Here is a 12,197-nt window from a genome sequence, read left to right on the forward strand (position 1 = left end):
CTTCCTCCAGGGAAATTCTGACCTCCGACACCGGGACCCGGATGGCCATAAGCGAGATCGAAAAGCTCGAACGAAGGTACGCCGAAAACCCGCAGGGGCTCACCTTCGCGCCGCTCGCCGAGGTCCACCGGAAGAACGGGGATGTCGCTCGCGCGCTCGAGCTGCTCCGGTCGGGTCTCGAGCTGCACCCCGATTACATCCCGGCCAGCATCGTGCTGGGACGGTGTCACCTCGATCTGGGAGACCTGCCGGCCGCGGAGACGGCGTTTACCCACGTGCTCAACCTCGACGGCGAGAACGTCATCGCGCTCAAGGCCCTGGCCGACATCAACGAGCGCCTGTTCCGCTTCGACGATGCGGAGCGCTGGCTGGACACCTTGATCTCGGTGGACCGGAGCAACGACGAGGCTCGCGATCAGCTCGAGCGGGTGGAAGCCTCGCGCCGTCAGGCCGAGCAGGCGTCCTCGGCGGATCCGGACGCCGCTCGCCCGGCGGCGGAGGCCAGCGACGCCGTTTCGGACGCCGTTTCGATAGAGCCGAGCCCGTCCGACTCGCCCCCAGCGGAGGCGTCGGAGGTACCGGCGGCCTCGGTAGCCGACGAGACGATGCCGCTCGGCCTGGAAGAGCTGGTCCGCCCGCCCGAGGAAGCCGAGCTACTGCCCGAGGGGCTCGAGCTGGACCAGCCGGTCACCATGGACGAAGCCGTGGCACCGCTCGCGGGACTGGTCGGCCGGGATGAGGTCGACGAGCCTGAGGTTGCCGAGAGCGTGGCGGAGACCGTGGCGGAAAGCGCGGCGGACATCGATGCCGACGGATTTCAGGTGGAGCTGAGCGAAGAGATCGTGCTGCGGAGCGCGGGCGGCGGTGAGTTTCAAGTGCCCAACGCGGCGGATGAGCTGCGGAGTGCGACGGCCCCGCAGGAGAGGTTTCGCGCGGAAGCGCCGGAGCCCGAACCGGAGCCAGAGGCCGTCGAGGTAGCGGACGCGCCCGAGGCCGCTCCGTTCCAAACCGCCCTGGCCGAAGCCCCGGCCAGCGAGGCCGTCGAGCGCGCGGAACCGATCGAGGCCGCGCCCCCGCCGCCGCCGGCACCATCACCGGAGCCAGCTCCACCATCGGCTCCGCCTCGGCTGGCGTATGCCGCGAGGGACACCCAGGGTCAGTCGGTGGCGGAGTTCTTCCGCGGCATGCTGGCCGCGCGACTACCCGCGGCGGGCGTCTCCTCGCCCAAGCGGGTGGATGCGCCGGCGGCCGGGCCGCCGGCCGAAGAAGTAGAAGGGGCCCCCACCCGGCCGGCCCACGACTCGCTCTCTTTGAGCTCGGTCTTCGGCGACGAGGGGACGCCCACCCCGCCAGCCATGCCGGTTCCCGCCGCGAGCGCGCCTCCGCCTCCGACCGCCGGAGCCGTTTCCTTCGACCAGTTCTACAGCCAGCCCGACCGCGGCGACACTCCACGACCCGTGCGGGCGCCCGACAATAAAAGCGACGATCTGGACCAGTTCCACGCCTGGTTGCAGAATCTCAAGCGCTGAATGCGGATCGCCGTGCTCAACGGCCCCAACCTCAACCTGCTGGGTCAGCGGGAGCCGGAGGTCTACGGTCGCACGACCTTGGCGGAGATCGAGGCCCTGGTGCGCGAAGCCGCACGAGAGCACGGGGTCGATCTCGAGTGGTTTCAGACCAATCACGAGGGCGCGCTGGTGGACGCCGTCCAAGGGTTGCGCGGCCGGGTGGACGGGGCCCTCATCAATGCCGCGGCACTGACCCACTCCAGCCTGGCGCTGCGGGATGCGCTCCTGGCGGTGCGGGTCCCCTTCGTCGAGCTCCACCTCTCCAACATCTTCGCCCGGGAGCCGGAGCGGCGGCACTCGATGATCGCGGACCTGGCGCTGGGGATGGTGACCGGCTTTGGCGCCCAGAGCTACATCCTGGCGCTCGAGGCCTTGATGGGCCGGCTGCGTGCTGCCTGACCGGCGCGCCGAACGCCAGACGGCGCTGAGGGCGGCACTCGCGGGCGAGGGACTGGACGGCCTGCTGCTGACCCACCTCCCGAACATTCGCTACCTGACCGGATTTACCGGGTCGGCGGCGATGCTACTGGTCCGGGCCGATGCCACGATCCTCATCACCGATTTCCGCTATGCCACCCAGGCTCCCGGCGAAGCCGGCGCGGCCGCGGTGGTCGAAGTCGATCAGAAGAGCGTCTGGGAGCGACTGGGCCGGGTGCTGTCGGCGGCGCCGATGGAGACGCTCGGAATCGAAGGCCATTCGCTCACGGTGCGCGACGCCGAGCGGGTGAGCGGGCTGACTCGTGCGCGGGTGGTGCCCACGGCGGATCTGGTGGAACGCCTGCGGATGATCAAGGCGCCGGAGGAGGTCGCGGCGATCGAGTCTGCCGCCGCCCTGGCGCAGGACGCGCTGGCGGAAGTGCTCCCGAGTGTCCGGACCGGCCAGACGGAGCTGGACGTGGCCGCTGCGCTGGAAGGAGCGCTCCGGCGGCGGGGGAGCGAGTGGCATCCCTTTCCGACCATCGTGGCCTCGGGTCCGCGGTCGGCGCTCCCGCACGCCCGGACCAGCGGCCGGGTGCTGGGCCGGGGCGAGTGGCTGCTGCTCGATTTCGGCGCCCAGGTGGATGGCTACTGCGCCGATCTCACCCGGACCCTGGTGGTCGGAGCCCGCGCCGACGAGCGCCAGCGCACCATTCATGAGCTGGTGCAAACCGCTCAGCGCCGAGCGGTGGACCATCTCCGGGCCGGCATGACCGGACGGGAGGGCGACGCGCTGGCCCGTGAGGTCATCGCGGCGCGAGGCTTCGGCGACGCCTTCGGCCACTCACTGGGTCACGGCCTCGGGCTCGAGGTCCACGAGGCGCCCCGGCTGGCGCCCACAGCCGACAGCCCCCTGCCGGAGCATGCGGTGGTCACGGTCGAGCCGGGTGTCTATCTTCCGGGCTGGGGTGGAGTGCGGCTGGAGGACGACGTCTATCTCGGTCCCGATGGTCCCCGTCGCCTGTCAGACGGGCGGACCGAGCTCGTCGAACTGGTCTAGGTCGCCGCGCCACCGCGCCCCGTTCCGCGCATGATCTCCCGTTCCGCTCGGGATGACGAACCGCACCCAGGGAGTATCAGTGGCGACGACGGCCGATTTCAAGAATGGGCTGGTGCTGGAGATCGACGGGCACCTGCTCCAGATGGTGTACTTCCAGCACGTGAAGCCGGGGAAAGGCGGGGCGTTCGTACGCACCAAGCTCAAGAACATCCGGACCGGGGCCGTGCTGGAGCGCACCTTCAACGCGGGTGAGCGAGTGACCGACGTCCGGCTGGAGCGGCGTCCGATCCAGTTCTCCTACGCCGACGGGCACTTCTACCACTTCATGGACCAGCAGACCTTCGACGATATCATGCTGACCGAGGACCTCATCGGGACCGATCAGCTGCGCTACCTCAAGGAAGGCATGGAATGCGAGGGGCTGGTGCACGACGACCGGGTGATCCTGGTCGATCTGCCGTTCTTCGTCGAGCTCGCGGTCACCCGAACCGATCCAGGGGTTCGGGGTGACACCGCCACCGGGGCGACCAAACCGGCCACCCTGGAAACCGGCGCCACGGTGCAGGTCCCGCTCTTCATCGAGGAGGGCCAAGTGATCCGGGTCGATCGCCGCGAAGACAAGTACCTCACCCGCGTATGACGCCCCAGGAGATGAAGCAGTTGGCCGAGCTGCTGCAGACGGTCCCGGGCATCAAGTCGATCGAGCTCCAGGATGTGCAGGGGCTGGCGCAGCTGCTGCGCGAATCGCCCGAGATCGGGTCGATCGAAGTGAAGGGCTGGTTCGGGACCGGCGTCGTCATCACCCGTACTTCGGCGGCGCCGGCGGCCGCGCCGCCGCCCCCGGCGTACCACCCCCCGGCGCTCCCGCCTGGTCCGGCGCCGGAAGCCCGGGAGGCCTCCCGCGGGTCGGTGGTGGCCGCGCTCAAGGAGATCAAGTCCCCCATGGTCGGCACCTTCTACAAATCCCCTGAGCCTGGGGCCGAGTCCTATGTGAAGCCGGGCAGCCGGATCACTCCCGGGCAGACCGTCTGCATCATCGAGGCGATGAAGATCATGAACGAGATCGAGGCCGAGATCGCCGGGGTCATCCGGGAGATCAGCGTGGAAGACGGGCAGCCGGTCGAGTTCGGCCAGGTGCTCTTCCGGGTCGATCCCCATGGCTGAGCCCGCCGGTGCGGCGCCTGCCGCCACTGCCACCTTCAACTTCAAGCAGACCATCGGCCAGATGGTCCAGAAGAACGCGTCCGACCTCCTGCTCAAGGTCGGCCGGCCGCCGACCGTGCGACTCAACGGCGAGCTGCAGTCCCTGGAAATGCCGCCGGTCAAGCCGGAGGATCTCAAGCTGCTGGCGGAGCAGGTGATGACGCCGCGGCAGGTGAAGGAGTTCGCGGAGAAGAAGGAGGCGGATTTCGCCATCGGGGTGCCGGGCGTGGGCCGCTTCCGCACCAACATCTATCAGCAGCGCGGCACGCTGGCATTCGCCTTCCGGGCCATCCCGTACGAGGTGAAGACCATCGAAGAGCTGCACCTGCCCAAGGTGCTGGAGGAGATCGCGCTCAAGCCGCGCGGGCTGATCCTGGTTACCGGAATCACCGGCTCGGGCAAGTCAACGGCGCTGGCGGCGATGATCAATCACGTGAATCAGAATCGCCGGGTGAACGTGATCACCATCGAAGACCCGATCGAGTTCCTCCACCGGGACGTGATGTCTAACATCTCGCAGCGCGAGGTCGGCAGCGACACGCTCTCCTTCGCCTCCGCGCTCCGGCACGTCCTCCGGCAGGACCCCGACGTGATCCTGGTGGGCGAGATCCGCGACACCGAGACCCTGGACACCGCCCTCAAGGCCGCCGATACCGGGCACCTGGTGTTCTCCACCCTCCACACCACCGACGCCACCCAGACGCTCAACCGCATCATCTCGTTCTACCCGCCCTACCAGCATCAGGAGATCCGGATGCTGCTGGCCACGGCGCTCCAGGCCGTGGTCTCGCTCCGGCTGGTGCCGCGGGCCGACGGCCGCGGGCGGGTGCCGGCCGCCGAGGTGCTGATCAACACCGCCGCGGTGGCGGACAACATCCGCGACATCGAGAAGGCCCTCAACATCCCCGACCTCATCGCCGAGGGGACGGTCTCCTACGGCATGCAGTCGTTCGACCAGTCGCTCATGCGCTGGTTCAAGGACGGGATGATCTCCTACGAGAGCGCGCTGTTCTATTCGACCAACCCGAGCGAGTTCGCCCTCCGGGTCTCGGGCGTCGACTCCGCGTCCGATCGCACCTTCACCGAGATCACCGGCGACTCGTCGGCAGCCCGCTCGCTGGACCTGACACCCTGATGTTCCGGAAGGTATTGATCGCGAACCGCGGGGAGATCGCCTTGCGGGTCATTCGCGCGTGCCGCGAGCTCGGCATCGAGACGGTGGCCGTGTACAGCGAGGCCGACCGCGAATCGCTGCACGTGCGCTTCGCCGATGACGACGTGTGCATCGGCCCGCCGCCGAGCCGGGCGTCCTACCTGCGGATCCCCCACCTGATCGCCGCCGCCGAGATCACCGGGGCGGACGCCATCCACCCGGGTTACGGCTTCCTGGCGGAGAACGCCGAGTTCGCCGACACCTGCCGCGCGTCCAACATCACCTTCATCGGCCCCACCGGCGACCAGATCCGGCAGATGGGCGACAAGGCCACGGCCCGCCGGCTGGCGCAGGAGGCCACCGTTCCCACGGTGCCCGGGTCTCCCGGCACGATCGACGACCCGGACGACGCCCTGTTGTTCGCCACCCAGATCGGCTTCCCGGTGATCATCAAGGCGACCGCCGGCGGCGGCGGCAAAGGGATGCGGATCGCGCCGGACCCGGAGAGCTTCAGTCAGCTGTTCGGCCTGGCGCAGAACGAGGCGCTCTCCGCGTTCGGCAACGGTGCGGTCTACGTGGAGAAATATCTGGAGCACCCGCGGCACGTCGAGATCCAGGTCATGGGCGACGCGTTCGGCAGAGTGGTCCATCTGGGCGAGCGCGACTGCTCCATTCAGCGGCGGCATCAGAAGCTGGTCGAGGAGAGTCCCAGCCCGGCGCTCGACATGGAGCTGCGCGGACGCATGGGCGATGCCGCCGTGGCGCTGGCCTCCAACATCGGCTACTGTGGGGCGGGCACGATCGAGTTCCTGCTCGATACCGACGGGCAGTTCTATTTCATGGAGATGAACACCCGGATCCAAGTGGAGCACCCGGTCACCGAGATGGTGACCAGCTTCGACCTGGTCAAGGAGCAGATCCGGGTGGCCGCGGGCGAGCCGATCGGATTCCAGGGCGACGGGCGCCGGCTGCGCGGGCACGCCATCGAGTGCCGGATCAACGCCGAGGATCCCTACCGCGGCTTCCAGCCGTCGCCGGGGCTGATCACGGCGTACCATCCGCCGGGCGGCCCCGGAGTCCGGGTCGATACCCACGTCTATGCGGGCTATGCGGTGCCGCCGTACTACGACTCGCTGCTGGCCAAGGTCATCGTGCACGGCAACGATCGCGCGGAGGCGCTGACCCGGATGGGTCAGGCGCTCGACAGCTTCATCCTCGAGGGTGTGACCACCACGATTCCCTTTCTCGCCCGGGTGATCCGCCACCCTGACTTCGTGGCCGGCGCGGTGGACACCCGATTCCTCGAGCGGGAGCCGCAGCTGCTCAGACCAGAGACATGAGGCTCGACGTCCTCTTCACTCCAGTCGGACTGATCCCCGCCGAGGTGCAGGGCCGGACCGTGTTCGTGCTGGACATCCTCCGCGCCACCACCGCGATGTGCGCGGCGCTGACCCGCGGCGCCAAGGCGATGATCCCGGTGGCATCCACCGAGGAGGCGCTCCGCCTGGCACAGACCATCGGGAGCGCGGACGTGCTGCTCGCGGGAGAGAAGAACTGCGTGCGGATTCCCGGCTTTCACCTGGGGAACAGCCCGCTGGAGATGACCGAGTCCGCGGTGCGGGGGAAGACCATCATCATCACCACCACCAACGGGACCAAGGCCCTGCTCGCCTGCCAGGGCGCGGCCGCCGTCTACCCCGCGTGTGCCGCTAATCTGAGCCTGGCCGCGGAGAAGGCGCGCGAGGCCCTGGAGCGCGATGGCGACCTGCTGGTGGTATGTGCGGGTCGGGACGGCGCCTTCTCGCTGGATGACGCCTACTGCGCCGGCAGGCTGGTGGCCGCGGTGCTGGGCGACCGGCGACCCCGGCGGTGGTTGAGCGACGCGGGCATCGCCAGCCTCGACCTGGTGCGCCGGTACGGCGACAACTGGGAGCGCCCGCTGGCCTACAGCCGGGCCGGCCGGGAGCTGATCAAGCTGGGCTTTCGGGACGACGTCGTCGACGCGGCCCACCTCGACGCCTACCCGGTCCTGCCGTATTTCCACGAACGCCGGGTGACGCTCGCGCCAGTGCCGGTATGACGACCGAGAACGGCCGCCCAGCGGGCGGAGTGCAGCGGAGACGGTTCGGCGCGGTCACCGCGCTGGTGATCGGTCTGTTCGTCGGGCTCACCCTGCTGCCTCTGTCGGTGACCGGGCCCATCGGGCACGCGCTGGGCGCGACGCTCTGGCGGGTGCTGGGTGCCGGCGCGCTGGGCATTCCGGTGCTCGGGATCGCGCTCGCGCTGGCCGGCTTCGAGCGGCTCGGCACGCTGGACATGAAGCGCGCGGCGTTCCTCATCGTCGGTCTCAGCGTGCTGCTCCCCTACCTGGTCGGAGTCCTCCTGCACGTCAGCGTCCGCGACCTCGACAATCAGCGACTGCTCGGCCGAATGGTGGGCGTGGTGCCGGGCTTCTTCGCGGTGGAGATCCCCATGGGCGTCGGCACCGCGGGCGCCGTCCTGGTGGGCTTCCTGGCGCTCACCGCACTCACCCTCGCGACGTTCGCTTGGCACCCGCTGCAGCCGCTAGAACGGAAGCCGGAGTCGCCGTTCACGCCGGGCACCACTGGCAGCAATGCCGAGGGTCGCGCACGCAAGGCACCGGCCTCGGCGGCCAAGGGAGAGGAAGACCCACCGGCGCTGCCCCGGGCCGATGGGCCGGTCAAGCCAGCCGCGGCTCGCGGCGATGGGAAGACCGGAAGGCTCAAGCCTGGCAAGCGGCCAGACCCGAGACGGGCTCCCGGGCAGAAGGAGCTCGGCCCGGTCTGGGACGTCGAGCTGCTGGAGGCGCCGCGTGCCAAGGCAGTGGATGCCGGCGAGGCCGAGCTCGACGTGCTGCAGGAGCGGCTCGAGTCCACCCTGGCGGAGTTCAAGGTCGAGGGCGACGTGGCGGGCCGGACCACCGGACCAGTGGTGACCCAGTACGGCGTTCGACTCCGGGCCGGAGTCAAGATGAACCGCCTGGTCACCCTGGCCGACGACCTCGCGCTCAAGATGAGCGCGCGCTCGATCCGGGTCGCCCGGATTCCCGGGCGCGACATGGTCGGCGTCGAAGTGCCCAACCCGAAATCGCGCGTGGTGCTGCTGCGCGAGCTGCTGGAAGACGAGCAGTGGAGCGGCGAGGAGCGGCTCCTGCCGGTAGCGCTGGGGCTCGACCTCGAGGGCCGCCCGGTCATCGCGGATCTGGCCAAGATGCCGCACCTGCTCATCGCGGGCGCCACCGGCACCGGCAAGTCGGTCGGAATCAACGCCATCATCACCTCGCTGATCTACCACTACCAGCACAAGGAAGATCTCCGCCTGCTGATGATCGATCCCAAGATGGTGGAGCTGTCGATGTACAAGGACCTCCCCCACTTGCGGCACCCGGTCGTCACCAACAACAAGGAGGCCGCGCGGGTCCTCAAGTGGGCTGTCGGTGAGATGGAGCGCCGCTACGTTCTGCTGGAGGCCAACGGTGCCCGCAATCTCAGCGACTTCAACCGCAAGGTCCTGGAGGGCAAGCCGCTCCGGAATCCGGTGCCGCGCCGGGTGACCCTCACCGACATCGTAGCCGAGCCGCCCGACACCCCGCCGCCGGCGCCGGTGGGTGACACCTACACCGAAGGGAAGCTGCCGCTCATCGTCGTGGTGGTCGACGAGCTGGCCGACCTGATGATGACGGTGCAGACAGAGGTCGAAACGCCGCTGGCCCGGCTGGCGCAGAAGGCACGCGCCGTTGGGCTCCACCTCATCCTGGCCACCCAGCGCCCCTCGGTGAATGTCATCACCGGTCTCATCAAGGCGAACTTTCCCAGCCGGATCGCTTTCCGGGTCGCCTCCAAGGTGGACAGCCGCACCATCCTGGACCAGAACGGCTCGGAGGCGCTGCTGGGGAAAGGCGACATGCTGTTTCTCGAGCCGGGCAAGAGCGACCCGATGCGGCTGCAGGGCGCGTACATCTCCACCGAGGAGAGCGAGCGCATCATGGAGCGGTACCGCCAGTGGCGCGAGGAACGGGACCACCGGGGGATGGCGGAGCTGGCGGAGAGCAACATCCTCGACGAGGTGCCGGAGGCCGAAGGGGAAGGAGGCGACGAGGCCACCGACCCCGGGGAGCGTGACCCGCAGTTCAAGGACGCCGCCATCGCCTGCGTGCAGAACCAGGGCGGCTCGACCTCGCTGCTGCAGCGGAAGCTGGGTATCGGCTACGGGCGGGCAGCGCGGATCATGGACCAACTCGAGGAGGCCGGCATCCTGGGCCCCGCCAACGGAAGCAAGCCGCGGGATGTGCGGATCGGGATCGAGCAGATCGACGAATACTGCCGGTGAACGACATGGCCTGAGGGGTGCCCCGCCGACTCAAGGCGCACGCGATCGGTGGCACGCCTTCTCCTTCCAACGACCACGACTCGAATCCAGCGGTAGCGTCCGGACGTCCTCAGCGCCGGTCGACCGTTCCGGCGCTTTGTGGCCCCCTTCCTCACCGGAATGGTGGCGCCCCCACCGCCGCTCGCCGATACCGTGCACCATGCGACCCACCCGACGCTTCACCCCGACCTCGCAATGGGAAGACGCACGTCAGCGGCGGGGGCTCTGGGGGGAACGAATCGCGATGGCGTTCCTCACCAGCTGCGGGTGGCACATCGAAGGGCATCGTTTCCGCTTGGGCCGTCACGACGTGGACGTGGTGGCGCGGCGCGGTTCACTGGTGGCGTTCGTGGAGGTGAAGGCGCGTGGCTCCCTGCTGTGCGGCATCCCCCAGGAGAGCGTCCGCTGGCAGAAGCGGCGCATCCTCGGCAAGGTCGCGGCGCTCTGGCAGGTGCGCCACGGCCGCCCGAACGACGAGTACCGGTTCGACGTCATCGCCATTCAGTTCCGGGCGGGTGGCGGGTACGCCATTGAGCACCTGGAGGATGCGTGGCGTCTTTGAGGCTTTCTGGTGGAGCAAAACAAGTCACATATCTACTCTTGATTCGGCTCCTTTTCGGTATTAGGTTCAAGGCAGGTATTCCGGTGTAGCAAAATCAGCCACTACAACACATCAGAGGATACAATGGCCGCAGAAGAGACCCGGCTCGATGCCGATCGCCGGAAGGCCCTCGGGCTCGCCATCTCCCAGATCGAGAAGCAGCTCGGTAAGGGCTCCATCATGCGGATGGGCAGCGAGTCGCCCCGGGTGAAGGTGGCTGCCATCCCCACCGGCGCCATCAACCTGGATGCCGCCACCGGCGTCGGCGGCATTCCCCGCGGCCGCATCACCGAGATCTACGGGCCCGAATCGTCGGGCAAGACCACTCTCACCCTGCATCTGGCGGCCAACGTGCAGCGGATGGGCGGCGTCGCCGCCTACGTGGACGCGGAGCACGCGCTCGACATCGAATACGCCAAGAAGCTCGGCGTCGACATCGAGAACCTGCTGGTCTCCCAGCCCGATACCGGCGAGCAGGCGCTGGAGATCGTGGAGATCCTGGTGCGCTCGGGTGCGGTGGACATCGTCGTCATCGACTCGGTGGCGGCACTGGTGCCCAAGGCCGAAATCGAGGGCGAGATGGGTGACAGCCACGTCGGGCTCCAGGCCCGCCTCATGAGCCAGGCGCTCCGCAAGCTCGCGGGGGCCATCAACCGGTCCAACTGCGCGGTGGTGTTCATCAACCAGCTGCGGGAGAAGATCGGGGTCATGTTCGGCAACCCGGAGACCACCACCGGCGGCAAGGCCCTCAAGTTCTACGCTTCCCTGCGGCTCGACATTCGCCGGATCGGTCCGGTCAAGGAGCGCGAAGCGGTCATCGGGAACCACGTGCGGGTGAAGGTGGTGAAGAACAAGGTCGCGCCGCCGTTCCGCCAGGCCGAGTTCGACATCATGTTCGACGAGGGGATCAGCCACACCTCGCTGCTGGTCGATCTCGCCTCCGAGGCCAACATCATTCAGAAATCTGGCGCCTGGTACTCCTACGGCGATCAGCGGATCGGCCAGGGACGGGAGAACGCCAAGCTCTTCCTGCGCGACAATCCGCCGCTCATGGCCGAGGTCGAGGGGAAGGTGAAGGAACTCCTCGGCATGCATGCGGTGGCGAGCGCGGCGCGGGGAGACGACGAGGAGTGACCCTGCCGATCATCACCGCCGTCGAGCCGGATCCCCGCCGGCCAGGCACGGTCCGCCTCGCCATCGACGGCGTGAAGTTCGGGGCCGTACCGCGGGAGTTCGCTTCCGCGGCCGGCCTCGCGGTGGGGAAGCCGGTAGTTCCGGAGCTGCAACCGCGTCTGACCCAGGCGGCGGATGCGGAGGCGGCGTTTCACACGGTGCTCCGCGCACTGGAGCGACGCTCGTTCGCCCGGCGAGACCTGGAGCGACGGCTGCTGCGGAAGGGTCATCCTCGTCCGGCCGTCGAGGCGGCATTGGCCCGTGGGGCGGAAATGGGCTTGCTGGAGGATGGGGCGTTCGCGCGGGACTTCGTGCGCACCCGCGCCGCGCGCGGCCGGGGTCCCGGCCGCCTGATGCGCGATCTCCTGGCCATGGGAGTCGACCGCGGCCACATCGACCGCGCGCTCGCGGCCGAGTGGCCGGAGGGGGCCGATCGCACCAGGGTGCCGCAGGCGCTGGCTGCCAAGCGGGCCGCCCAGCTGGGCGATCTGCCGCGGCCGGTCAAGCGCCGCCGCATTCTCGCCTATCTCGCGCGCCGTGGCTTCACCGGGCACGACATCTCCGACATCGTCGCTAAGGTGGTGGCCTGATCGCCTCGCCGGGCCGACCGCGCATCCCACCGCCGCCCATGGC

General features: G+C 68.9%; 12 protein-coding genes. All 12 read left to right on the forward strand.

Annotated features, from left to right (window positions below):
- Positions 1-41: 41 nt before the first annotated feature.
- The 12 genes from VHR41_00210 to VHR41_00265 all read left to right on the forward strand — a co-directional run bounded on the left by VHR41_00210 (position 42) and on the right by VHR41_00265 (position 12,154).
- Positions 42-1,529 (forward strand): tetratricopeptide repeat protein, encoded by a 1,488-nt coding sequence (locus tag VHR41_00210; GenBank protein HEX3232586.1) that lies wholly within the window; start codon positions 42-44, stop codon positions 1,527-1,529.
- Entirely contained in the window at positions 1,530-1,967 is a 438-nt protein-coding gene (aroQ, locus tag VHR41_00215) for a type II 3-dehydroquinate dehydratase (protein HEX3232587.1), read from the forward strand. It begins immediately after the preceding gene.
- The gene (locus tag VHR41_00220) at positions 1,957-3,045 is read left to right on the forward strand and encodes an aminopeptidase P family protein (GenBank protein ID HEX3232588.1); all 1,089 of its coding nucleotides are present in this window, start codon (positions 1,957-1,959) and stop codon (positions 3,043-3,045) included. Before aroQ ends, VHR41_00220 begins: the two co-directional genes overlap by 11 nt.
- 79 nt (positions 3,046-3,124) lie before the next feature.
- A complete protein-coding gene (gene efp, locus VHR41_00225; protein ID HEX3232589.1) occupies positions 3,125-3,685 on the forward strand; it encodes an elongation factor P in 561 nt (186 codons plus the stop codon).
- On the forward strand, positions 3,682-4,209 hold the full coding sequence (accB, locus tag VHR41_00230; protein HEX3232590.1) for an acetyl-CoA carboxylase biotin carboxyl carrier protein: 528 nt from the start codon (positions 3,682-3,684) through the stop codon (positions 4,207-4,209). Before efp ends, accB begins: the two co-directional genes overlap by 4 nt.
- Positions 4,202-5,383 (forward strand): PilT/PilU family type 4a pilus ATPase, encoded by a 1,182-nt coding sequence (locus tag VHR41_00235; GenBank protein ID HEX3232591.1) that lies wholly within the window; start codon positions 4,202-4,204, stop codon positions 5,381-5,383. The genes accB and VHR41_00235 overlap by 8 nt, the downstream gene beginning before the upstream one ends.
- Positions 5,383-6,741 carry an acetyl-CoA carboxylase biotin carboxylase subunit gene (gene accC / locus VHR41_00240; protein HEX3232592.1) on the forward strand — a complete coding sequence of 453 codons (1,359 nt, stop codon included), beginning with the start codon at positions 5,383-5,385 and terminating at the stop codon, positions 6,739-6,741. The genes VHR41_00235 and accC overlap by 1 nt, the downstream gene beginning before the upstream one ends.
- A complete protein-coding gene (locus VHR41_00245) occupies positions 6,738-7,481 on the forward strand; it encodes a 2-phosphosulfolactate phosphatase (protein ID HEX3232593.1) in 744 nt (247 codons plus the stop codon). Before accC ends, VHR41_00245 begins: the two co-directional genes overlap by 4 nt.
- Positions 7,478-9,751: a DNA translocase FtsK gene (locus tag VHR41_00250; GenBank protein HEX3232594.1), complete on the forward strand. Its 2,274-nt coding sequence runs from the start codon at positions 7,478-7,480 to the stop codon at positions 9,749-9,751. The genes VHR41_00245 and VHR41_00250 overlap by 4 nt, the downstream gene beginning before the upstream one ends.
- A gap of 199 nt (positions 9,752-9,950) precedes the next feature.
- Positions 9,951-10,352 (forward strand): YraN family protein, encoded by a 402-nt coding sequence (locus VHR41_00255; GenBank protein ID HEX3232595.1) that lies wholly within the window; start codon positions 9,951-9,953, stop codon positions 10,350-10,352.
- 123 nt (positions 10,353-10,475) lie between these two features.
- Positions 10,476-11,525 carry a recombinase RecA gene (gene recA, locus VHR41_00260; protein ID HEX3232596.1) on the forward strand — a complete coding sequence of 350 codons (1,050 nt, stop codon included), beginning with the start codon at positions 10,476-10,478 and terminating at the stop codon, positions 11,523-11,525.
- Positions 11,522-12,154 carry a regulatory protein RecX gene (locus tag VHR41_00265; GenBank protein HEX3232597.1) on the forward strand — a complete coding sequence of 211 codons (633 nt, stop codon included), beginning with the start codon at positions 11,522-11,524 and terminating at the stop codon, positions 12,152-12,154. The genes recA and VHR41_00265 overlap by 4 nt, the downstream gene beginning before the upstream one ends.
- Positions 12,155-12,197 lie beyond the last annotated feature (43 nt).

The sequence above is a fragment of the Gemmatimonadales bacterium genome (assembly GCA_036265815.1).
GTDB lineage: Bacteria > Gemmatimonadota > Gemmatimonadetes > Gemmatimonadales > GWC2-71-9 > CAVVWJ01.